Below are 23,627 nucleotides of genomic sequence, written 5' to 3' on the forward strand. Positions count from 1 at the left end.
CGGTTATATTTCATACCCGATATGATAATGACAGATAAAAACAAAATCGTATCAGATATGATATTTATCAATATACAAATTATCATATCTAATACGATAATTATCCATGACTCAATTATCATTCACCAATAACCAGAAGGAGCCCATCATGGAGGAGGTTACGAAGGTGGCAGGAACGCGATCCGGAGCAGAATTAGCCAGTGAAGCGGCGGCGAACTGGTGCAAAACCCATCCGTCCTGGATCCGTATTTGCGATATGCCGGATGGCTATTGCGATACGCTCTATGTGCAATGGCATGAGCTGAGTGCTACGCAGCAAAGGCACTGGAACACCGAAGATGCCTACAATGAATATGCTATTAAGCGCTGTAAGGTGAAATACGGCCATATTACCGATAGCGGCGAGTTTGCCAGTACCACGCAGCCTATGCTGGGTAACACCATGATGGTCTTTCGTATTGGTGTCAGAACGGCTAATGCGCTACGTACGACAGTGCCTGCCGCAGCGACAGCAGGAAGCAATCTACACTATGCCAGCTAGCAACAACCGAATTAAGCGCGCTCCGCGCCGTCCGTCACCGCTGCAACGCGATATTCTGGTCGTGCTCGCCGCGCACAATGCGCGCCTCTCGGAGCCACTTCGCTCCCGTGACCTGGAAGACATGCTGGCAGCAGGGCGAGATCGACCCGTCTACGGCCCCAGTCTGCGCGACTCCTGCCGACGAATGGAAGCCGCCGGATGGTTGCGCCGGCTGCGGGCTTCAAATCAACAGCTGGCTTTAGAACTGACGGATGCTGGCCGTGAGATGGCACTACCGCTGCTGATCGCTGAGCAGCAAGCAGAAATCGCGCGCCAGCGTGCGGCAGAGGTTCGCGTACTGCCGATGCGGCCGGAAGAGAGGGAACGCCTCGAGCACGACGTCACCCTGAACGGCAAAGTATACCAGGCGTGGCGGGGGGATTTTGTTATACGACTCGACGGCGGCACCTGCCTGCAGCTCTGGCACGCAAACGGCCATCGCACGGTGATTGAAGGCGATGCACTCCAGGTAGCCGTGGCTTATCAGGCCTGTCACGATGCCGGCATGCCAGTGCAGGTTCAGGTAAATAACGCACCTCAATATGGCCAGACAGGAAGGGAGTAAAAGGCAATGACAGACTGTATACGTGACTATTTTGAATCTGCTGAAAATACCGCTATATCACGCACAAGAGCTCTGGTTGAGCTGGCCCGACACGGAATAACCGATACGAAAGAGTTTTTTGATGACCTTGGCGATCGTGACATTTATACAGCTCAGGAGGTGCTGATATGGCTCGGTTATCCCTGAAATCCCCCCAGGCTGAACGCGAAGCCACTCAAACCCGCAGGCTACATTTGATCACCACCTGCAGTAAAGGCAAAACCGCGCCCGCCGGTGACGTGATATTTCCTTATGAAACATTACCGATAGACGAGGCGATGACGATCTGGCGTCAAAAAGTGCAGACGGCCTATGCAACGGGCGGCGGCGTTCGTCCGACAGCTGCACTGTATTGCGGGGTTCACTGGGGAAAAGCCATTGTCCTGGCACAACAGTTTTCTCAGCTGGAGTTGTGGGTGATTTCTGCAGGTCTGGGGCTACGGCACAGCGCCGATCCGGCCGTACCGTATGAAGCGACGTTCAAAGACATGCCTCATTCCCCCGCAGTAGTCTGGGAACAGCTGACACAAAAGCCATTGCTGCCCGGGCGGTGTTCCTCACTGGCTATGCTGATGCGGCAGCACCCCGCAGACGGGTTCGTTATCGCCGGCTCACCGACTTATATTCAGGCTATCGAGCAAGACGTCAATGCAGGCATTGGCACGCTAACTGACGCGGCCGCACAGCTGACGATCGTCACGTCGCAGGCCTATCGCGGTTGTCTGTTACCGTACGTGATCTGCAGCAGCACAGAGATGCTTACCACGCTGCGTTGCAACATGACGAGTCTGAACATCAGCCTGGCTGGGACGATGATAGCACGTCAGCTAACTCAGACGCTTCGGTGAAAACTATGATAATTAACTTACCAAGTTGCCCATCTTGTGGCCGTGATAATATGTTTCACCGACTAAGCAATCCTGATCCTACGTCTGAAACTTTCATCCTGAATGGCTGGTATTGTGATGACTGCCAGGCTGGACCTTACCAATTGGGTCATTTCAGCGAAGCTGATGCTGCAAGATTTGCGCTGACATTACTCAACCATCCGAAAAGCTAATCTAGTTTTTTTATGTAGCGACCACTGATTTTTACAGACACTTGGACAGAAAATGATGCCATCTAGCATGCGGACATTTCTATACAGCCAGAAATCCAGAAAAACGCGCATTCCTATATCATTGATTTAATTGTTAAAAAGGTTCTTATAACGTTAATTATGTTAAATCACCTGTGGTGGTTAATAAGTTCATAAGTTACATCCACGTTACGATCAAGCATACACGGAACCCTATTGAGAGTATCGGAGTGATAAATGACGGTAAGGCTGTATTACAACGCTGCCGATTCACGCGCCAGAGCCAGCGCTCAATGGCACGATCACTGGATCAGCAAAAGTGGACTGAAAGCACGATACTGGACTGATAAAGCAATATCTCAGTTCCTCGGAAAGCCTCAACAGGCAGGTCCTATAATGGCGTGGACGCAGAAGGAAGTGCAGCGAGTCGAGAATACCCAGGAGTTTCAACAGTGGCTGGCAAATCGCCGCGAGTGGCTGAGAGCGCATGGAAAGTTATCTGAAGACAAATAAACCCCGTCGCGGTTACGAATTATCGCATTGAGGTTATCCGAATAAGGCTAAACGCCCTGAAAACACCGTATAGCATGGGAGTACCCCTATTGCTACAGGGGCTGTTTAAAAACAGCCTTACCGTACAATTATGCTCTATTTCTAAACTGACCCTACTACACATTCACAATTGTTTAGATATAAAATTATCCACGTTTCTTTCAATAGGTTCCTTTATGATCAATTCTACCTCGTGACGCTGCCATTCTCGTATTTCTTCATAGTTAATGTTTGCATTTCTTTCTAAGGAATCTCTAATTGCATTTTGTAAAGTTATAAAACCTAATCTATCATTCGGTTCGTACTTACATAATATAAAGAAAAGTTGACTTACCCAAGTTTCACGATCTTTAATAAAACGATAAGTAATGTAATACCCCAAAGTTGCTAAAGATAAACACAAAAACAAAATAATTAAAATGTTATTAGATATTCCTATTCGAAAATTTATAGATGTAATAAATGACACGGATAGTATTGATATAAAAATAATAAAAGGCATTCTTTCTAGCGGCCTGGTTCTACCTGACTCAATCCAACTTAGTATGGTTCCTATTTTTTGCAATTCTCTAAGTTTATTACTCTTGTTAACAACCATTATTACCTCCGCTAGCGGTTATAGATATTAATATTATTTCAATTTCATTGCTTTTTCGTTTTACGCATTTTCTCATTCTTATATTTTAATTTAGCTAAAACCTATATGTATTAATCTAAATCTTTATATTTAGTATTTTAATAAGTTTTTTTTCGTGCTCATCAATATTAATTTTTTTGTTATTAACATTTATATTTTTAATGCAGTGCTTATTAAACTCACTTATCACAACCCACGTTAGTAGAAATCCATTGTTTTTATCTTTTATATATTTAAAAAGAGCCTCCCTGTAATTATCACTACAACTATATAAACATTCTATTTCTTTTTCTGTCAACTCCCTATTTTCCTTCTCAAGGAAATAAAATAGAGATACAATGAAACAAATAAATAATAAAACATAAAATAAATAAACATTAGAAACACCAATAAGAACGTAACATCCACTAGATACCAAGTATGAAGTTCCTAATGAATTCATTATCCCCACCAACACGTTGAATGAAGAATTTTTCTTTACTTCTTTAACTAAACTTGAGGAAATATCTAAATCAGTAACTGCGAAATTAACTTCTTGTTTTTTATTTTCCATATCTTAGTCCCATAAAAATAAATACAGAGTAATTAGAACGTTTAACCATCTATCTTGATCGTGTAAAAAGATTGAAATGTAAATTTTTCATTATTCAATGAGATTATCACCAAAAACATATATGAAACCTAAGGTTACAGGCATAACTAATACCGTTGATGCACCATACCCTGCTAAGCAGGACAGTACCAAGTTCGATCAATATTTATCCCAAATGATAGTTCATCGAAGACAAACCATTATACATCACTTTTTTAAAATTCAACCCTCTTCGTTGTCAATAAAACCTTAAGTTTAAGAACTCCGTGAATTGATATTAAGGAAACGCATAAGTATAATTAAATGTTAATAATATGATTTTTAATTCTATAAACAGAATGGTTTTTTAACTAAAAAAAACAACAATCTCCTAAACTAAATTATTAATTAGCCGATTAATAATAACAGAAAAAGGAGACTATAATGAACACATTTCATACATTAACTATCGCACTTGCAAATAAAGACAAAACAAAAGCAATGTTTATCCTTCGCGACAAATCAGAATTTGCAGTAAAGAAAATACTTGAAAAAGCGAAGATAAAAATCCTAGGGTGCAGTGGGAAATTATTTTGGAGCTGGTTACAAAACTACATAATCACAGCATGCCGTCATGAGCAAGAGATAAATAATGACAATCAACCTCCAGTTAAAATTGAATCAAATAAACCCAGGGACGTTGGACCTGATAAAACTATTCGCCTTATTGGCAATGATCCTGGATCACGTCAACACATTGTTCCTCAAACCACAGATCCCGGAACTATATTCCTTGGGAAGAATAGCGTTCCCGCTGTTCACTTTCATATGGGCAATCAATGTAAACAGAAACCCAGCCCGATTACAAAAACGTGCAAACCGGCTTTGGGCCTGGTCGATACTAACACAACCCATCTTCACAATGACCTTCATCGAGCAATACCCTGTGTACTCAATGAACATATTATTCATTTTCGCCGGTGTGACGCAGCTGCTAGCATTGAGAGCCAAGTTTGGAGTAAAAGGCACATTTGCTGGAGTACTCCTACTACTTCTCATGCTTGTACCGCTCACGCCAGCGAGCTACGGCGTCCAGGGTATCGTTCTCGCAACGTCTCTAGCGGCATACTTCTCATATGGCCAAAGATATCTAAAGTACGTATTGATTTGCATTGCCGCGTCACTCCTTACGCTGAATGGCATCACCTATATAGGCTCACGGCCAGCCGACGTTATTCTATTGGCCATACTCCCAACTGTTTTACTATCAACATTAACAATCCCAGTAGCACAGCACCTTTCTTCTTTTACGCCAGAGAGATTCATGCCAGGCGGGTTCTTTTACTGGGCATACTCAGGGCATTTATTGATTCTTTGCATCTTGGCAAAATGCTTTTGAGAGTAATAAGTCTCGGTAAAAGTATTGCTCCTGATCGCAAGAAAGAACGTGATATTAATTCGCTCAGTAAGTCGCTTTGGGGGTTATGCGCGTAGCGCATGCAGGCGACAAATAATCTTATAAATACCATCAATGGTGGGTGTCGCCGGTAACGCGGCGTAGCCGCCCTATGCCGATAGGATTCGCCTATCGAGCCCTTCACCCTGCAAAGCCAAACCCGCTTAACGCTACTCAGGAGCCTCATTGCGCGGTCGGAGTGGTCCTGTCAAGGCAAAGCCGTAGACAGGGCGTATCTCCGCGTTAGCGTCCCGTTAGGGCGCTTACGAGCGTGTATACGGATATTGCCGCAACTTCTACTCAAAGCGACTCGGTATTTATAGTTACAACATCCATTTAAGCGTCTCTGTACCCCGGCTTTCGCCGGGGTTCGGGGGCGCTTTAGTGGGGCTGATGGCTACGGGTCTTTGGGGCCCACCGTTTACGGTGGGAGGTACATATATACTGAGCGGCGTGGCCGTAGGCCGCTGCAAGCGAAGACATATTCACAGAGCGTGAGCTCTTAAGTTTAATTTATCTGTAGATGATCTTTATAAGTCACTACGCATTTAACGTTCTGATTGCATATAAAAAAATATTCCATTTGCATTTATATGTGGATAACTGATGACAAAGGATCACTTTGGCGAAAAAAGGATCCCGCTATGTCGCTAAAATCACGAGTTGCTGATTAGAAAACGAGCACTTACGTTCTGCAGACGCAAGGAGACCTCCGCAGCGAAGCGGATTAAAAATAGGTGGAATACTATTCGAGTGGTTTGGCTACTGTGTGTATCCAGTGCAGGCGCTGATTAACAAGCTTACGGAAGCCATCAAGAGTTAGCCCCTCATGCTGCCCTTGTCTCATCTCATCTTGGATCTGACAGGAGATCATATGGCGCAAATCTGTGTCACTCTTGCGTTCTGCAAGTCTGGCCATCTTCTGCTTCCGGCGAATATCCTGCTCAGTTTTACGCTTCTGCCACGTAACCTGCATGAGTTTGTCTTTCTGCCGGCGCCTGGCTTCAGTTAGCGAAATCGGTTTTTCACCTTTCTTAACCAAGCCCTGATTGATCCATGCGAGCTGCTGGTTCCGTGCTTTATGCCATGCTTCAGCCCCACAACCAACCATATCAAAGAAAAGTTCAGTGACTTCAATGTCAGCAGGAAAATACTGGCGCGTAACTTTGTCCCAAACAAGCTTGTAGTTAATGATCCCGTAGGCAGCAAGATCATGAGCGGCTCTGGTAGCACGTGTAATTGATTCGTTCCCAGCTGCAGAGGTCGTTGATAATCCGGCTTCACGGGCCAATGTAGTAAATCCTACAGGAATGACACCACTAACTATGTTCAGGTGGTAAACCATCGCCTGAACGAGTGCATTCATGGCACGAGCACGGTGTTTATTGAAGTGACGCTGGCGAACGATACGTTCATGCGTCTTATGATGATAAGCATTAGTGCAGTAAAACCCAGCCCAGCGTGAAACGTCACGCTCAGAAAGGCGCTTTAAGAGTCGTTTACTGTACGCGGGTAAGTTGTGCTTATGGTGTTCAGGCCGAGAAAAAACCGGCATAGGATTAACCACATAGCACTGTCTTGATAAGAAATTACAATTTTTATTCACCCTCGCCTTTACTTATGGCGGCCGGGTGTTGTGTTATGAAATACATGCGTTATAATCCTTCACAGGCACGCGCCTGCTTTTGGACCCCCTGATATCTGACTGCTCCGCCAAGAACTGGTACAGATTTCGGGGGGTTTTTGCATTCTGGATCTGGCAATATAGCCTAATCCATTCCCTGGGCGTTTTATGGATACGCCCTATCCACGTTTTCTTTTCCTCATCCGGTCGCATTATCGGACAAGAAACACCCGTTTTAGATGAATATTCTAAAAAAGGTAAAACTTTCAGTGAAATGCCTCACCACAGGCTTCACACAGTTTTTGAGTCTACCGCTTTACCTGCTTTTTATCTACTGCAACTGTGTAGAGAATAAACGGTCGGTAAAAAAATAAATCCAGATCAAAAAAAACCGTGATGAACCACTCATTTTTAAGAAAATTACAACACTAGATAGAACGACATTTCTGGCATATGTCGGAGAATAAATTCCGCCCCGTTATTTCCCTAATTTTTTCGCCTACAGATCGTCCCCTTTTTTATGTTATTAGCCGGTTGTGGTTTTCGGCGTATTTATCCTCGACGTAACTATACCGTCACGGTGCGAGAGCTATGCTGCTACGAGAACTAAACCGCCTCTGCAAGATGCGTGTGCTGGGTCGCTGGCCGTGATTCATGTTTACGAGCAGTTTACCGAACTGGCAGCCCCCGAGAAGATTTTCGCGTCGTGACCACCGATCCTTCCCCTATTCCCGCGTCGTGACGACATGATACGGGGTATCGCAAACGTGAGCACTAGGCCCAAGATAACACGCATACCTACTTTCCCCTGTAGCACCGACTTCCTCCTCTGGAAGTCGCACATCGGTTTCATATGCTCATGCAGCGTAAGGTGTATCGATAAGACTGTTCTTGATGCAATACTAGTGCTTCAGAATGAGTATGGTGAAGTCAGTATGATTTTGGTTTTGAAGGCTGATAATACTGAACATTAGGGATTATTTAAATGGCATACAGCAAGTGAAAGACGTCAGTGTTGATACTGATATGATCGGCCAACTGACTGAATCAAAAAAAAGCCGCCCCGAAGGACGGCGATACAATGCAGGTGATACGGTGATTACAGGCTGAGATCCTGCTCAAACAGGCTGTAAATGTGACGGGCCACGATTTATGGATCTGCAACTGGCGTTCCCCGACGTTGCCCAGGAGCTGGCAGCGTTCGACGCCGCCGACTGACCGCCTCCGGGCGGTTTTCTTTGGCCGTTCGCCCGGATTCGGGTTTACGGATAGTCTGCCGGAACGAAAAAACCGCCCCTTTCGGAGCGGCTGATCAGGCGGTTATGCTGGCTTAGGGTTGCCCACTGGCGCACCGCCGCCACTTGGATCTGGCGACGGCTTCAATAACGAATCAACCGCATCTGATATCACGGTTTTCCCCGCCGCGATATCCAGCATCTGGTCAATTCTCCCCGCCGCTTCGCGCAAGCCATCCGTGGTGTTCGGATTTTGCATGTGCTCCTGCATGGCTTCTGCAATTTTGGGGATCGTTATCCCTGCCTTTTCTGCCCGTTTAAGGGCCTTGATCTCCTTCGCCGCCCTGGAGCGCTGTGAAGATTTAAGTATGCGCATGTCCATTGAAACTCCTGTGAGGCTATCTCAAGCCTGATGTTTTCTTTAGTGTTCGCCCGAAGCCCGTTACCGCACTTCCTTTCTTTTAGTAGCACAATCAGGCGCAGTAAGAAAAACGATTTTTGTTGTAACTTGCGGTGTGCTGGCCGGGATTCGGGTTTACGGGTAGTTCACCGAACTGCGCGAACGTCCTTTCACGTCCGACGCTCTCTGGTTGGGGCCTACTGGCCGTCATCAGTCAGGAAAAGGGAAGGGAACAGCAAAAAAAAACCGCCCGAAGGCGGCTAAAAACCCGAGAGTTTTTTATGATCCCATTAAAGGAACCATTTGATTAGTTCAAGCACCGCAAGAACTAAGTTCAGGATCACTATTGCTAGCTCTACCATCACCCGCACCTCTATCTCTATGGTGCGTAGCTACTTAGCAGTCCCCTATTCCTCTATTCCGCCCATCCAGGTTATGCCCTTCGCTTTTGCTAAGAAGGAAGTTCACCACGCCACCGCCCAGGCTGTCGGCCTCACCCGTTACAGAGGGCTTGCATTTCAACATCTGACTTTCGACAAAAACGACATTTTCGCTTATTACCGACCGTTCTGATGCAAAACACTGGATCACTACTGCTAATTCAGTTCATTAAAGGAGAATTCAATGGCAACTGAAAGAGACGGTAACACTGGCTTTATCTTCTTAACACGGTGCTGATTATATTAGCTATATCCGAATTCCGATAGGGCATTTGCTCATTTTTGAGCAACGGATTATAATAATGGTGCTAAGAAGGAAGTTCACCACACAACAGTAATACCCCAACCGCTTCTCAGGCGGTAACCCCAGATAAAACCCCGCCCCCGCGGGGTTTTGTTTTTCCTTATTCCGGGAGCGCTGAACATGGCTACAACAACATGTGATAATGAAAAATGCGGTCGATCTATTGAATTTAGTCTGGGTGACCTTGATTGTGTATCCAATGGTTCATCCGGCACTCACACCACGTCATACACCTACAGCGGCGAAGTGAAATGTAAGGCGTGTGGCAACACTCAAGACGTCAGTGTTGATACGGATGAGCTGGATGACACCGGCGAAATTTTATGATCGGCCAGCTGACTGAATCAAAAAAAGCCGCCCTGAAGGACGGCGATACAATGCAGGTGATAGCGGTGATTACTGACTGAGATCCTGCGCAAACAGGCTGTAAAGGATGCGTAAAATGCCCGCTTCTGTCAGGCGTTCTTCTGCTGGCGCATCTGATTGCTGATAGCCAATCAGCAGGCTCCAGTCCGTATTTTTTCTGTGTGTAAGCGTATAGAGTTCCTTCAGGCTAGAGGGGGCGGCTGCACCACTGACAGTCATTGTATTGCCCTGCATCCTATGTTTTTGTATGCCCCGTACAGCAATTTTGATCGTGCTATCGGAGACAGTGATCTTCCCATCAGGCGCAAAGGTTAACGTCACCCTGTCACTTTCTATGGTCACTACCTTAATGCTCACCCCTGCCTCTGCGTCATTACGGAAGCCCAGATCGCCGGTTAACTGGTACGTGACAGGTTTTTCGGTCAGCACTAAGACTTTATCCAGCCCGATGCTCTCGGCAGCGGCGGTGATCATCTCGGCGAGCGTCGAGAATGCCTGCCCGATTTCCTGTTTCATCTTCTCTCTTTTTTGTTCTTCCTGAATGACCTTATTAACGAGTAGTTGAAGATCATTGACATAATGCTGATTATTCGCATTGGGGTTTTTCATTACACTCATGACCGCTCCTATGGAAAAAATAATAGCGCACGGAGACACGTCGACTGTGCGTGTCACCGCCCGTCAATATAATTGCAGAGGGGGAACGCGTCTAGGCAGGGAATGGAACTTGATCCCGTCTGCGGGTCATTGACTCGGATTCGGGTTTACGGGCGGTTTACCGAGCCACGCGCCCTGCCCTCTCATTCAGTTTTTTTCACGCCGCGATTTACTGCCACAATAAACTCTAACCTGCTGTTTTACCTGAAAACAACGCCGTGCCTGGTTCGCGCTCGATGACGTTGGCCAGCGGCTAAAATTAGCGACCGGCGCAGACAGTCATTCAACCAATTTGAATCCCCCTCACCCGACCAAACGGGCGCCCATTTCGGCGCCACGGCCCCGCCCGGACTGGCCCTAATCCTCCCCGCGCCGGTGTTGCTGTCACCGATCATCACATTCGGTAAAATGTCCCATAATGGAAGTTTAACCGAACGATATTCACGGCCAGCGGGGTTAATGTCGATGACAGCGCTTCTCCCTCTGACCTATCATGATGAAAACACGGCATCTTGCGGAGATTTAAAAATTGCCTCATTTCCCCCGTGAAATTTCGCAGATTTTACGTAGCGAGATCGATACCAACGCGACCTAGGCGGAAAAACGTGAAGTGCTCGCCGCAGTCTTTGACTAGCGAAGTCTGTCAAAGCGAGGAAGCGCAAGAACACTGAAAGCGAGGAAAAGACGTACACTCATATCTAATAAGCTATAACCTATTCTGCTTTTCGAATAGCAGCCATGAGTTGCTGCTTTGTCGGTACTCCTGGGAAGACGGTTATCTGAGAAGGCATAGCGTTAGCAGTAGGCATAACAATTACACCTGGAGTCCCTGTAAGCCCGAGGGACTGAGCTAGATGATCATTCCTTTCCAGAACCTCGTCGTACACGTTTGAAGAAGATACACTGTAGCCGGCAGAATTTGCGGCCGCGTCTATATCATTACCTGTCAACTCCCCATTAATGTGGCCAATCTTGAAAAGGTTGTTGTGAAAAAGGAGATAGGCTTTCTGGCCTTTTTCTTTCCAAACCTCAAGTCCACGTATAGCAGCGTTCTTCGAGTTCACCCACTTGCCAGCAAATATAGGCCAGTCTTTAAACACGAAACGTACATCTTGGTTTTGTTCCATAACGCTCTCCATGACAGGAGCCAAACGACTGCAATAACCACATTGGTAATCAAAAAACTGTACAACAGTCACCTTCGCGTTATCTGGTCCCGCCACTGGAGTATCTGCATCGCTGACCAGGCTTTTCTGATGCTCCATGACTTTTAGCGCAAATACCTTCTGCTCTACCTCTTGCTGCTGCTGTTGAAGCCTTTGCGTTGCCTGAACAATCACTTCGGGGTGTGACGCCAGGTACTCTGCTGCGATTTTTCCGATTTGTTCCTGTTGAGCTGGGGTGAATTCAATCGCCTGAGCTGATGTATGGATCGGGGTACCGAGAATCATGTATGTTGTAACTAAAGCTATAAGATTTACCTTGTGTTTCATCTTGTCCTCACTCGTCGGTTATTTTTCTTTCTGGATGTGGCGATGATGGCCAGGTTCATCCAATGTGACTATTCTTTCCTTGGCCTGCTCCGGCTCTTTGTAGCGCAGCTCCGTGGTAGCTTGTTCAGCAATCTCGGAAGCTATGCGCGCAGCATGAAGCAATTCAGGATTTTGATTAGGCTGTTCTGGTTGGTTTTTATCGGCGAACTGTGCAGCAATCTTTCGTTCAGCGTCGTCGATCATGGAATTGCCAACCAATTTCCTCGCTGCAAGCTCAACTGAGTCTGCATTTTTTTGCAGATCTTCGACTGACAGCTCAGGTAGATACACAGATTTTTCATCCTCCGGAGGGAGCACAATACGTTCGACTGATGCCTGTTGTCTTTCACTAACACCTAACTGTTTAGCCGCTTCCAGACGCTCAGCCATGTCAAGTTTCTGCATATCCTCCAACGTGCGTTCTGTTGCAGAACTATAATCTTGGAAAGGACTTTCTGTTACATTTTGAGGCAATCTAACATGCTGTTCTTCTTCAAGAATGTGCTGAGCTTTTATCATATCCCCAGCTTCATAATTACCCCGAGTAACTTTCAATAAATGGTCAGTAACCTGTTCCTTGCCTGTTTGCCATACGACACCGTCATTAGGGTTGTTTCTGATAGCCTCTAATGCACTGGAGATGTCCTGTGTGACAACAGTTTTACCAGAGAGGCTACGTTGTAAAATAGCCCCCTGAGCTCCTTCCGTAGCAACCATCCTTATGTCGCCCTGTGTCAGTTGGCCAACTGAGTTAGAGATAATAGAGACCAAAGCCAAACCAGCACTTTTACCGTTCCCATCATAAAGTGGTAGTGCCATCGCTGGTTCTGGATGCCGCCGTGTCGCCGGTATAATCCGGGACGTCATATGATGCCCCCCCATCCCCTGATGGCGAATCCAAGCTCGCCCTATGGCCGTTCGGGATAAGGGTTGTCCCATAGCCCATATCGCTTTAGCTTGCTGGCGCTGAGTTTCAGGTTTAAGGGCATCATGGGCAGTTTTCACCTCAGTCTCGGGTGCTTTAACGCTTGAAATCCACTTCTTCAACCCATCGGTGTAAATCTGAACATGCTCTTTTGCTCGAGAGACTGAAATATAAAAGGCTCTGCGAGTTGCCAGGTTTCTTCGTCCACCTTCTGTACCTTCAAGCGAGATAACATAGTCGCTGCTTGCGCCCTGGGCGCCATAACCAGTAACAGCCCACGCGTAGTCGATATGCTGCTCTGATAACGCTTCGTTTGGATTGATAATTTTCTGGCCATTCTTTCCCTCCAGCAACAAATCCCCATTATCTTTTACTGATACAACCTTAAATTTCTCATTCCCTTTCTGGCCATTATCGTGATCTGATGCAGTAAATCTGATTTGGTCACCCGCCCGAACCTCCAAATGTTCACGCTTAAACAGTTCAACATCCCCGACCAGAAGCTCTCTAGGCGAATACATTGCAAGACGGCCATTTTCATCACGCAAACTAATCATTGAACCATGGGTATCAACAGCTATAACGCTTTGATATCGATCGCGTTGTTTAACGACCATGCCTGCTTCCCATGCCTTGGTTTTGTTAAACTCATGCCGCGTGTGCTTAATTTTTTCCAATACAGGCAGAACGACCGCTTTCTTTCCAAGCTCCCCCCTATCAACCAATTCATCATGGATCATACGGTTTACTGATTTCCGATCGTCGTTCAGTTGAGTGATAATCAGCGTCTTAGCCCGTGCTTCATCAGTCCTGTTTAGCCAATCATCGACAACGGCTTTTACAGGTTCTTTTGTTTCAATCAAAGAAGAAGCAGGCTGAGCAGCACCAGACATTCGAGGGACTTTATTAGGGCTAACGGTCGATATTCTCTGCAAGGCTGCATCGATTCGATTATCAATAATATCAGTGACCGCATTTTTTAACTGCACATCCCGTTGGCGAACAATTTCTTTCATTATTGCCACATCCATCGGGCTACGTTCTTGAACTAATTTGAACGGTGCGCCTGAATCTACAGACTCAAATTGATCGACGTCCCCCATTGAAACAGCTCTCCCACCGCCATCACGAATCGCTACATACGCAGCAGCCGTATCCTGAAGGCCAACCATTGAAGATTCATCAATAAGGAATACTTTGTCCCGATAGTCCGGCTTTACCCCTAATGAAACCTGTTGATCGTGGTCGACTAAAAATGATTTTACCGTCTGAGAGGGGAGCCCAGTATCACTCATCTCCTTTACTGCCTGATGCGTTGGGGCAAGCCCTTGTAATATTGGACGAGCATCTTCAGATAAAGTACCTATAGCAGTTTGCACTGCCTTCAATTGTGTCGTTTTACCTACGCCAGCATACCCCTGGATACCGACGAACTGATCCCGCGAGCCTAGTATCAGTAGAGCACTTTGCTTTTGCCCTGCCGTTAATCCATCAAGTAATGATGTATCTACCGTTTCTAGCAGGGGTTGCTGGGAGTTTTTCCCCTCATCGACCACCCGGATTATAGATTTTTCCATTTCCCAGGTTGAACGAGCGATCAGCCGCGTTTCACCTTTTACAGCCACTGACATTAAGTCACCGTTCTTGATCTGATCGGCTATCTCTGCACTGATAAGGCTCGGTTTGTTGTAGAACTCGCTCGCAGAATCCAGCAGCTTTAGCTCACTGAACGTTACTTCACGTTGTTCTGCTATTGCCCTCGTCACTGCCAGTTTCACTTCAGTCAATACACCGGATTGCAGTGTCTGAACGGCATCACTCAGTTCTTCCTTCCCACTCAATTTCTGAACCAATGAGATAGGAGAGCTCTGGTTATTCATTCTCTGCAACCGAGATTCCACTTTATCTAAGGTTTCTGCCGTGAAAATCTCCGCCCGCTCGCCAGACTGCGAGAGTGAGTTTATCATCCGTGTATTAATGTCGCGTGAGTTCAACGTAGCCAGAACAACCCCCGATTCATTATCACGACTTCCTGGGGAAGCAACGTATCCATGGGTTATGTACAGTGGTTTATCTGCAGGAAGGGTGAACGTCTTACCTTTGCTCTGGACCTCGATGCCCTTATCAGAGACACCAGTAACTATCATACGGTCTTTTGCTTTAAGACCGGCCTTCTTATCGGCAGCGACGGCCAGCAATTGCTCCCCTGAATTCACTCCAATAATTTCGCTGTTGTATAAACGCCAGTCAGCGCTAAGTTCACTAATCTTTTGTCGCGTCAGCACACCGTCGCTATCAATAAGCGTCAGTACCTTTGTTTCCTCATGAACCCTATCAATCACATAATGGCGAGTCTGTTTCGCGTCGCTCCGATCTTCTAATACCTGACCCGCCCGATAAGAGCTAAATTGCCGCCTCGTTTTACTATCAAGATATACTGGTACCCGAGACTCTATTTTTATGCCATCCCGTTCCAACTGCCCTGCGTTCTGAAGTGCATCCCTGATTAGGCCAGTAAGGTGCCTCTGTTCTCGCTGGCCAACAGCAACTGCGGTTACTGGCTTATCACCGGCACTGAGCTCTGCATACCTATTCGCCAGCGCTTCGTACCGATCCCGCTTATCAGCAATACTAATCACAGACGTCTCTAGGCCGGAATCTGGTTGAGTCAGCTTGCTGCGAGTGACGCCGGCAGATTCAAGAACCGACATAGCATTACCGTTAGCCTGCCGTGATGCGCTATCAAGAAAAACTAACTGCGCATCCTTTTCTCTGGCTTCACCAATCAGCACCAGAGTCTCCTTCAGCCCCAATTTTTCAGCACCTTCGATAACAAGCGTGCTCTGTGGCTTCAGACTGAAATCCCCACTCAGGATATGTTGGCGACTAATAAGGCGATCTTTTAACTCAGCTGAACGACCGAGGGAGATAGCGCGCTCTGCTGAGCTAGCCAGTACACGAACATCACGGCCATTCGAGCGGGACACTTCAGTTATTTGATCTGCCAAATCACGGATAGCCGCCACACCAGATGGCGCACTCATCAAGACGATAGAGTCTGTTTCAACGACTTTCAGTTGCACTGGAGTTTGTGTTTCACGCGCAGTGAAACTCACCACCTTACCGTCTCTGAGCAAATCTTTACTTAATGCCTGGATCGACAGCTCATCCAGCAAGTGAATACGCGACGTAAACACCCCCTTTTCGCTGTCCAAAGGAATAATCAGCCCCTCTTTCAAGGCATCATCAATAGCCCCCTTAAGCTCAGTAATTTTAGGCAGCGAGTCGCTAAACTCAGTAACAGTTAACATCAGCTCACCCCAGGTAAATCGTGTTTTACTGTCGCTTAACTGTGAGATTGCCATCCTGACTGCTTCAGAGAACTCCTGCCGGACTACTGTAGGTGGGGTTGGGTTAGATGGTGTGGATTTTTGGCTCACCTGCTTTAAATTGGAAGCAGCAGGCAAACTGATATTTAAGTTCTCACGTTCAGCCGGCGCGGCTTCCTTCTCTACTACCTCTGATATTGTAAGCGTTGTTTTATTTTGGTCATGACTGCCTGGCTTAACTTCACTTTGGTTAGGCAAAGTAGCGTCCAACGGCTTATCTTGTGTGGAATACACTATTTCTGGTTTAGTAACTTCCGTTTTTTCCGACTGCGGCTGCTCTTGAGAGGGACTGGGTGGGGTTTCTCGGGGAATGCTGTCAGTAGCCTTATCAGGTGTTGACGCCGCTGGAATATCTGGTTGAGGTTGTTCAGGTTCCACTGGCTTGACGCTGTCTTGATATGCCTTAAGATCAAACCCCTTCTCTTTCATCTGCTTGAGCCAGCGTTCCATAAGCCTAAAACGAGATGGATCAACCTTAGCCTGCCTCGTATCTTTTGCTGCAACGTCCCGGCTTCTTAGTGTCGCGTCAGCACCAACAGCCCCCTCGATCTCTTTTCCTCGAGAGGAATACTCGTCCCGAATTTCCTCTGGAACACCTTTAATCTCCCACATACCATGCTTACCAACGACTTCAACTTCATGGCCTAGCGCCTCGACCTGTTCACGCAGAGCACTCCTGTAGATCTTGCCGAGTGTCACCTGCATCTTCATGACGGTTTCTATAAATCCCGCATCATGGATGTAGTCTGTGGCCAGCGCTTTCCATTTTCCACCCAGCTCGGTCATATTGGCTACAAGGAGGTGGGTGTGAAGTTGTGGGTCTAGGTTCCTGGAAGTATCATGAGTAAACGCAGCAGCTACCATCTTTTCTGTTGGTATAATCGACGTTACACCGTCCTTTGTTTCACGGGCTGATACCAGCTTCTCTACATAACTTGCAGCTACTTTTACAGCCTGATTATGAGCTTCCAGGAGCTTCTTATCTCCGCCGATCAATACCAGAATAGAAACACTTTTTGGCGCGGAGAAAGTTAGGTCGTGCCCAGGGCGATGGACATGATTTCCGTTTATTTCCTTCCCAAGCCGCGATCCATCTGGTAAACGCCCCTCGAGAACGCTGGTTAATGCATCACCTTTAACCGCCCCTTCCAAACCCAGTTCTTTAGCACCTTCCCCAAGCCAGAGACTTTGCAGATTTCCAAGAAAGTAGTAGTTATCCGAGTTGCTATAATACCCCGCAGCGCCTCCTGCAGAGGCAATAGGTGCAACTGACATCATCGGCTATACTCCTCATCAATTTCTACGTTTTGGTAATCTTGTTCATTGAAACCCGGATCATCCGGATGCCGATGCCGGAGGATGTTTTCCTCTTCCTTCACCATTTTGTAATTAGCCTGAGTCTCTGGGCGCTCAACGTCCTGTTTAGCGATGTTTCCTTGAACTCCAGACGCCGTTTGTAGCTGCACTTTTCCATCAGGAAGCTGGGTAACCTTCATATCCAGAGACATGCTTTCGCCGCCATTCTGAGTACCTTCTTCCGTATCAGCAGCCGCCACAGCAGCCGTTGTCTGTTGCCGCTTCCTCAACAATTCAAGAGCTTTTCCGACGCTGACGTTTGTCTGTGTTTTAGGTAACTCGGCCGATGTACCTGTCTCAGGAGCCGGTATCGAAGAAGGGATCGCAGATTGTGTAGAATGTACGGCTTGTTTAATCGTTACGGCGTCACTTACTGGCTGTGGTTTAATTTTTGGATTGCCTTTCCTTGTAGGAGTTAGCACTGGGCTAGATGCTGGCTCATTTTTAGGTAATTGATGGGTTCCTTCTTGGCTTGTACCAGGCTCTTGGTGCAGCGCTTTGGGAGGGTTAACATGCTTTTGTTCTGGCTCTGAGATCGGAGGCGTTGCTTGGCCGGAAGACTCCATAACTTCATCACCAGTCGGAAAGCTCAGCCCTGCTAACGCAGTGCTTCTTTCATTATCACTAATGACCTTCTCCAGCTCTGGACTTAGGGCATCACGAATGTTCCGCTCAATCAGCCCAGGGTGTCTTTTTTTGATTTTTCGGTACTTCAGGCCAATCCTTACAACCGGATAATCACCTGGCAGGCGAACATAAAACTTCAGGTTTGACAGCTTCATGATTTCGTCGTAGTCGACAATAGGTTGACTTACTTTGTCCTTACCGATCGAAATACCATCACGTACCTGGTCTAAACCGAAACTGTTCTGTTCTTTCGCTTCCTTCCGACGTTGTTTACCCAGCTCTTCCTCTACCTGCAAAGCCATCTCTGCACTCGGCGAACGGCCGTACATGCGCGTGTTCAACAAATCGAGCATGCTCTTCGCTAACTGCGGCCCGTATACGTGAGTCAGTTGGGCCATGTTCTGGATCCCTAGTACAAAGCAGCCCCCAAATTTTCTTGCCTCAGACAGAGTTTCATTGAATTCAGGGATACGTTGCAGGCTGGGCGTTTCGTCCATGATGAACCATACGCGGCGATCGTAATTCTCCCCCATGCTCTGTAAGAGGAGCGTGGCTTGCGACATCCAGAGTGAAATTAATGGGCGAACACTCTTTCTGTGACGGGCCTGAGTAGAGATAAATAGCCAGCTGTTGTCATAATTCTCATCCGTCATCCAATTACGAATAGTGAATGATGGTCTTTTGCCATCATCCAAGCCTTGCAGATAACGCAATGCTTTCGCATAGTTGGTAACGACGGAGCGAATTGATATCGCCGTCTTCTCAATTTTTTCTTCAACCAGATTTGCTGACGGCGTATTTACCAGATATTCCCTCAAACTCTTCATGCTCAACGACAATAAAGTCATGAGGAATTTCTCAATGCTCCGATCTGGATCTTTTGACATACGAATAGCCAGATCAGCCAAAATAGTACGGGAACTGGATACCCAAAATGGGTCAGAATCGCCTTCAACCGGAATAAGACTTGCTGCCATATTTTCGTAATCCACAACATCAACGCACTCTCCCCAAAAATCCCAATTGGGGCAGCGGTCGTCATGAGAATTAAGAATAAAGTCAGTGCGAGGGTTGTAATGCGTTTCTGTAAAGGTACAGCCTGAATCATAGATAATAGCGCGGTCACCACGTTGGCGTATGTAATCTAGCAGCCAGCGAATTATCGTTGATTTACCAACCCCGATTGTTCCATGAATAAGGAAATTCATGATCTCCGCATGCCGTACCATATGGAGGTCACCAACACGGAGATCAGATAGCTCACGATTTTGACGAAGCATTTTATTCACTACCGCAGGGCTATCAGTAAGTTTCATACCGGATATATATTCGTCTTCACTTTCTTTACGACCAACACGTGCGACATACCAACCTACTGCTATAAAAACGAACAGACTAAAAGTGCCACTCGCCAACGCTGCTAATTTTAAATAGGCGAGTGATTCATCCCCCATCGCCTGCATGTAAGGATCCGACACCATTTGCTGAAGTGTCATTTTAAGTATTAAGTTTGTGTTTGTTTTGGCGTAGTAATAGTGGATATCATATACCTTGCCCTTTCCAACAGGGACGAGGTCAGAAAAGCTATGGTTTAGCTCCGCGTACCAGTACCACGTTCCGTTGTCTAATACTTCTTGCGGTATGCTCCACAAAAATATAGCACTCCCCAGAGCAAGAAATAGTATTAATATCCAGTATCCAATCCAGTTATTTACTTGAATGAACATACGCCAGCGGTAAGCGGTCATCTGACCGCCCTGAGTCAGGTCCTTTCCTATGAAGCTCATATAATTGATATCCAGACGACATCACAATGCTAAAAAACGCTAGCACAGTGATGCTTATTGAAATAAAAAATGAGAATTTACGATTTAATAATGTAAATGAAGAATTTTAATTCATTAGGCCCTATTAAATAGTTTTTTATTTATCGCTAAGAATAGGCTCCGCATTAGATGTTTTATTGAATTGGAAATAATTAAAGAAAGTAAAGTTGCAACCAACCCTAGAAAAACGAAGACCATTAAAAAAAATACAGAATTGATTACAGTACCCCACTGAACTAACTCAGCCACTTTCATCGCTTCTAAATATGAAAACAATAATGACTCACTTAGCTGCCACTGGATAACCTTTTTACCTATGTATTCCATCAAAATTAATGACCACGAAATGACGTACGCAGGAATAAAACAGAATTGATATAGTGAAGTTTTCATTATTACCCTTAAATAATTACATTCATCTCCCCCAGTTCATAGTGAAGACGATAGAAATATTATTAATTAGAAAAAGAAAGTGTTTATAACTAGATTATTTAAGATAGGAAAAGCTATAACTCAGCAAGAAAAACATTACTTTAGTTTATATTGGTAATATTTTCTTACCAACCTCCTGCAAGTCCAACGCCCATCGCAGTGTTACGTGAAGAATCCCAAGAAAAATTCACTCTCACGTTAGTATTAAGTGAAGTCTTATATTGGACACCGGCTGCTATTGCATTCCCATTCTGATAATTACCAACCCCAACACCATATGAAAAGGTATTTTCAGCAACATAAGGAATCGAGGATATCGCTGTAACTCCTGCAATAGCTGCGTTTAACCGTGTATTGTTTTTGTCTATTTTCTCATTCATGGAATTGAATCTATTATCAATTTCACTGAATTTTTTATTATTACCTGATTTAACTTGGCTAAAAGTCCAATCAGTATAGCCGTTAGCCGATGCCTGTGCGCCTGCTGCTGCAGCTTCAGCATATTCATTGGCTGAATTCAGCGTACTGGCGGCGGATGCATCTGCATAGTTTTTGGCAGAGCCGATCGCCTCAGACTTTGCCGTAGCGGTTGTGTTGTCGGCATAGCTCTTCGCTGTGGCCGCTGCGGCGTCGGTATAGCTCTTGGCAGAGTTGATGGCCTCCGACTTGGCCGTAGACGTTGCCGTGTCAGTGTAGGTCTTCGCTGCGGCTGCTGCGGTATCGGTATAGCTCCTGGCAGAGCCGATCGCCTCAGACTTGGCCGTAGACGTTGTCGTGTCAGCGTAGGTCTTCGCTGCGGCTGCTGCGGTATCGGTATAGCTTCTGGCAGAGCCGATCGCCTCAGACTTGGCCGTAGCGGTTGTGCTGTCGGCATAGCTCTTCGCTGTAGCCGCTGCGGCGTCGGTATAGCTTTTGGCAGAGCCGATCGCCTCAGACTTGGCCGTAGCGGTTGTGCTGTCGGCATAGCTCTTCGCTGTAGCCGCTGCGGCGTCGGTATAGCTCTTGGCAGAGCCGATCGCCTCAGACTTGGCCGTAGCGGTTGTGCTGTCGGCATAGCTCTTCGCTGTAGCCGCTGCGGCGTCGGTATAGCTCTTGGCAGAGCCGATCGCCTCAGACTTGGCCGTAGCGGTTGTGCTGTCGGCATAGCTCTTCGCTGTAGCCGCTGCGGCGTCGGTATAGCTTTTGGCAGAGCCGATCGCCTCAGACTTGGCCGTAGCGGTTGTGCTGTCGGCATAGCTCTTCGCTGTAGCCGCTGCGGCGTCGGTATAGCTTTTGGCAGAGCCGATCGCCTCAGACTTGGCCGCAGCGGTTGTGCTGTCGGCATAGCTCATAGCTGTGGCCGCTGAGGCGTCAGTATAGCTCTTGGCAGAGTCGATCGCCTCAGATTTGGCCGTGGCCACTGTCGTGTCGGTGTAGGTTTTGGCTTCAGCTTTAACAGCTTCAGCTGCATCTTTCATTTGTTTCACGTTTACAGCGTCAGTATCTTGCTCACCGGCACTCACGAATGTTATCTGACGATCTCCTACTGAGACTGAGTCTGATCTATCAGTAACAGAATTAACCCCTATTGCGACACTTCGAGCATGGGTCGCACTAGAGTTGTTCCCTATTGAAACACTACCAGTACCATTAGCAGTGGAGCTATTACCGATAATGATACTATTTTCACCTAGACTATTATTATTTCCAACTGCAATCGAATTACTTATAGCCCCCACAGCCTTGTTACCATCACCTAAGATGTTGGTATTATAAGACGCACCCATTTTGTTGTTATTGCCTACATAGTTTCCACTACGCGTATCATTATTGTTACCAACTACATTATTTGTTTTATTAAAATTAAACCCCTCGGGTAGAGCTTGAGAGTTATTACCATTACCATAAACATTAGCATAACCCTCTGTGCGGTCATTATTTCCTGTCCCAGTTAAATTACTAGCAAAGGAGGACATTGGTAACATGATGGCTATGATATAAGACAACCACTTTCTTTTATAAATATTCAATTCAAATCCTTAATTTAAAAAAAATGACATTAATTATTCAGAAATGGGAATAGCAAGAACTAAAACATGATATATTGCCAGTAAACTAATTATCATATTTCATTAGTTCAGGGGAGAGTAAAAATCCATACTCAGGTCATAAGCAGAATCAAAACTTAACAGGGATAAATTATTCTTAAAAATTACAAAGCGACACAATCAGTAAAATATAGAGATAATATTTATTCCATGATTATTAACCACCACTGCCACTTGTAACGCATGGTTTCACGTGAATACAAACCTGTTTAGCCAATTACCTAATAAGAATGAAAACGGGAGAAATATCTCCCGTTTAGGTTATATAAAAATAGAGTAAATTAATTACTGGCTATTGTTCATAGAGGAATTAGACCCATTCCCCCAGGAATTTCCATTCACATCAAGCCCTGACAAACCACCAATCATAGGTAGTCCAGATGACGGATTAACCTCTAATATACTGGAGTTATCAAACCCAACTTTTCCAGACTGAAATGAATTAATTTCAGGAACTGAAGTTCCAATTGAACGGCCTGAGTATCCTTCAGAGAACTCCGTTTTAGATATATCATTAAACGAAATTCTAGAATCCCCAAATGGAACCGCAACACTCAGGAAGGATGAATAATGTCCAGAACTAATGTCAGAGCGTCTGATTGCCATAATCATAAACGATACATTCATGACAACAGGAAGCGAAACATAAAACGCAACGCTGTCTTTCCAAAAATACGCAACGGCAAAAGCTTGCACGATTACAACAAACGCCAATCTTACTGTAACCGAAGAGACGAACCTGACGCACTTCAATTCTTTTTTAAGGATAAAATAAATGAATGGCGAAACAGCAAACACCCCTACAACGTATATACCTATCAAAGCCATCCAATCAGATAATGCATACCTTGGGGCACCAACTAAAACGTCATGAAAAATTGGGGCTAAACCATAGATACAAAAAATAGGTATATATAGTAATCTCGTTGAAAGTAGTTTGCTCATAATG

The 23,627-nt window shown here is 45.9% G+C and carries 16 protein-coding genes; 6 read left to right on the forward strand and 10 right to left on the reverse strand.

Going from position 1 to position 23,627, the window contains the following annotated elements:
• Positions 1–148: 148 nt before the first annotated feature.
• The 4 genes from EO763_RS22795 (at position 149) to EO763_RS22810 (ending at position 2,775) form a co-directional block, all read left to right on the forward strand.
• Positions 149–541 carry a hypothetical protein gene (locus EO763_RS22795; RefSeq protein WP_161530490.1) on the forward strand — a complete coding sequence of 131 codons (393 nt, stop codon included), beginning with the start codon at positions 149–151 and terminating at the stop codon, positions 539–541.
• On the forward strand, positions 531–1,145 hold the full coding sequence (locus tag EO763_RS22800) for a helix-turn-helix domain-containing protein (protein WP_161530491.1): 615 nt from the start codon (positions 531–533) through the stop codon (positions 1,143–1,145). Before EO763_RS22795 ends, EO763_RS22800 begins: the two co-directional genes overlap by 11 nt.
• A 167-nt stretch (positions 1,146–1,312) precedes the next feature.
• Positions 1,313–2,032 carry a hypothetical protein gene (locus EO763_RS23710; protein ID WP_167521871.1) on the forward strand — a complete coding sequence of 240 codons (720 nt, stop codon included), beginning with the start codon at positions 1,313–1,315 and terminating at the stop codon, positions 2,030–2,032.
• A gap of 467 nt (positions 2,033–2,499) precedes the next feature.
• Complete coding sequence (locus tag EO763_RS22810; protein ID WP_161530492.1) at positions 2,500–2,775, forward strand: hypothetical protein; 276 nt, start codon at positions 2,500–2,502, stop codon at positions 2,773–2,775.
• A 163-nt stretch (positions 2,776–2,938) separates the two neighbouring features.
• Here EO763_RS22810 and EO763_RS22815 read toward each other — a convergent pair whose 3' ends face one another.
• Together EO763_RS22815 and EO763_RS22820 are read right to left on the reverse strand one after the other, a co-directional pair.
• Positions 2,939–3,412 carry a hypothetical protein gene (locus EO763_RS22815; RefSeq protein ID WP_161530493.1) on the reverse strand — a complete coding sequence of 158 codons (474 nt, stop codon included), beginning with the start codon at positions 3,410–3,412 and terminating at the stop codon, positions 2,939–2,941.
• Between the two features lie 115 nt (positions 3,413–3,527).
• Positions 3,528–4,004 carry a hypothetical protein gene (locus EO763_RS22820; RefSeq protein WP_161530494.1) on the reverse strand — a complete coding sequence of 159 codons (477 nt, stop codon included), beginning with the start codon at positions 4,002–4,004 and terminating at the stop codon, positions 3,528–3,530.
• A 751-nt stretch (positions 4,005–4,755) separates the two neighbouring features.
• Here EO763_RS22820 and EO763_RS22825 point away from each other — a divergent pair.
• Positions 4,756–5,421 (forward strand): TraX family protein, encoded by a 666-nt coding sequence (locus tag EO763_RS22825; protein ID WP_244322109.1) that lies wholly within the window; start codon positions 4,756–4,758, stop codon positions 5,419–5,421.
• An 802-nt stretch (positions 5,422–6,223) separates the two neighbouring features.
• Here EO763_RS22825 and repA read toward each other — a convergent pair.
• Both repA and EO763_RS22835 read right to left on the reverse strand, forming a co-directional pair.
• Positions 6,224–7,084, reverse strand: a complete 861-nt coding sequence (gene repA / locus EO763_RS22830) for a plasmid replication initiator RepA (RefSeq protein WP_341874938.1) — start codon at positions 7,082–7,084, stop codon at positions 6,224–6,226.
• Positions 7,085–8,422: 1,338 nt separating this feature from the next.
• A complete protein-coding gene (locus tag EO763_RS22835) occupies positions 8,423–8,713 on the reverse strand; it encodes a hypothetical protein (RefSeq protein ID WP_161530496.1) in 291 nt (96 codons plus the stop codon).
• A gap of 888 nt (positions 8,714–9,601) precedes the next feature.
• On the opposite strand from EO763_RS22835, the gene EO763_RS22840 reads away from it, so the two are divergent.
• On the forward strand, positions 9,602–9,808 hold the full coding sequence (locus EO763_RS22840; RefSeq protein WP_161530497.1) for a hypothetical protein: 207 nt from the start codon (positions 9,602–9,604) through the stop codon (positions 9,806–9,808).
• Between the two features lie 69 nt (positions 9,809–9,877).
• Here the strand turns inward: EO763_RS22840 and EO763_RS22845 are convergent, their stop codons facing one another.
• From EO763_RS22845 to EO763_RS22870, 6 genes are all read right to left on the reverse strand, one after another.
• Positions 9,878–10,456 carry a hypothetical protein gene (locus tag EO763_RS22845; RefSeq protein WP_161530498.1) on the reverse strand — a complete coding sequence of 193 codons (579 nt, stop codon included), beginning with the start codon at positions 10,454–10,456 and terminating at the stop codon, positions 9,878–9,880.
• 761 nt (positions 10,457–11,217) lie between these two features.
• Positions 11,218–11,997: a DsbA family protein gene (locus tag EO763_RS22850; protein ID WP_161530499.1), complete on the reverse strand. Its 780-nt coding sequence runs from the start codon at positions 11,995–11,997 to the stop codon at positions 11,218–11,220.
• A gap of 18 nt (positions 11,998–12,015) precedes the next feature.
• Positions 12,016–17,628, reverse strand: a complete 5,613-nt coding sequence (gene mobF / locus EO763_RS22855; RefSeq protein ID WP_161530500.1) for a MobF family relaxase — start codon at positions 17,626–17,628, stop codon at positions 12,016–12,018.
• Positions 17,625–20,120 carry a type IV conjugative transfer system coupling protein TraD gene (gene traD / locus EO763_RS22860; RefSeq protein ID WP_161530501.1) on the reverse strand — a complete coding sequence of 832 codons (2,496 nt, stop codon included), beginning with the start codon at positions 20,118–20,120 and terminating at the stop codon, positions 17,625–17,627. Before traD ends, mobF begins: the two co-directional genes overlap by 4 nt.
• A gap of 596 nt (positions 20,121–20,716) precedes the next feature.
• Positions 20,717–22,600, reverse strand: a complete 1,884-nt coding sequence (locus EO763_RS22865) for a YadA-like family protein (RefSeq protein WP_244322108.1) — start codon at positions 22,598–22,600, stop codon at positions 20,717–20,719.
• A gap of 363 nt (positions 22,601–22,963) precedes the next feature.
• The gene (locus tag EO763_RS22870) at positions 22,964–23,623 is read right to left on the reverse strand and encodes a hypothetical protein (RefSeq protein ID WP_161530502.1); all 660 of its coding nucleotides are present in this window, start codon (positions 23,621–23,623) and stop codon (positions 22,964–22,966) included.
• Positions 23,624–23,627: the final 4 nt, after the last annotated feature.

The sequence above is a fragment of the Pectobacterium odoriferum genome, assembly GCF_009931295.1.
In the GTDB taxonomy this organism is placed as follows: Bacteria; Pseudomonadota; Gammaproteobacteria; order Enterobacterales; family Enterobacteriaceae; genus Pectobacterium; species Pectobacterium odoriferum.

Coding starts and splice junctions, on each gene's coding strand:
- EO763_RS22820 (WP_161530494.1), bottom strand. CDS start 4,004: ATGGAAAATAAAAAACAAGAAGTTAATTTCGCAGTTACTGATTTAGAT.
- EO763_RS22810 (WP_161530492.1), top strand. CDS start 2,500: ATGACGGTAAGGCTGTATTACAACGCTGCCGATTCACGCGCCAGAGCC.
- traD (WP_161530501.1), bottom strand. CDS start 20,120: ATGAGCTTCATAGGAAAGGACCTGACTCAGGGCGGTCAGATGACCGCT.
- EO763_RS22825 (WP_244322109.1), top strand. CDS start 4,756: ATGATCCTGGATCACGTCAACACATTGTTCCTCAAACCACAGATCCCG.
- EO763_RS22845 (WP_161530498.1), bottom strand. CDS start 10,456: ATGAAAAACCCCAATGCGAATAATCAGCATTATGTCAATGATCTTCAA.
- EO763_RS22870 (WP_161530502.1), bottom strand. CDS start 23,623: ATGAGCAAACTACTTTCAACGAGATTACTATATATACCTATTTTTTGT.
- EO763_RS22840 (WP_161530497.1), top strand. CDS start 9,602: ATGGCTACAACAACATGTGATAATGAAAAATGCGGTCGATCTATTGAA.
- EO763_RS22815 (WP_161530493.1), bottom strand. CDS start 3,412: ATGGTTGTTAACAAGAGTAATAAACTTAGAGAATTGCAAAAAATAGGA.
- EO763_RS22800 (WP_161530491.1), top strand. CDS start 531: ATGCCAGCTAGCAACAACCGAATTAAGCGCGCTCCGCGCCGTCCGTCA.
- EO763_RS22795 (WP_161530490.1), top strand. CDS start 149: ATGGAGGAGGTTACGAAGGTGGCAGGAACGCGATCCGGAGCAGAATTA.
- EO763_RS22835 (WP_161530496.1), bottom strand. CDS start 8,713: ATGCGCATACTTAAATCTTCACAGCGCTCCAGGGCGGCGAAGGAGATC.
- EO763_RS23710 (WP_167521871.1), top strand. CDS start 1,313: ATGGCTCGGTTATCCCTGAAATCCCCCCAGGCTGAACGCGAAGCCACT.
- EO763_RS22850 (WP_161530499.1), bottom strand. CDS start 11,997: ATGAAACACAAGGTAAATCTTATAGCTTTAGTTACAACATACATGATT.
- mobF (WP_161530500.1), bottom strand. CDS start 17,628: ATGATGTCAGTTGCACCTATTGCCTCTGCAGGAGGCGCTGCGGGGTAT.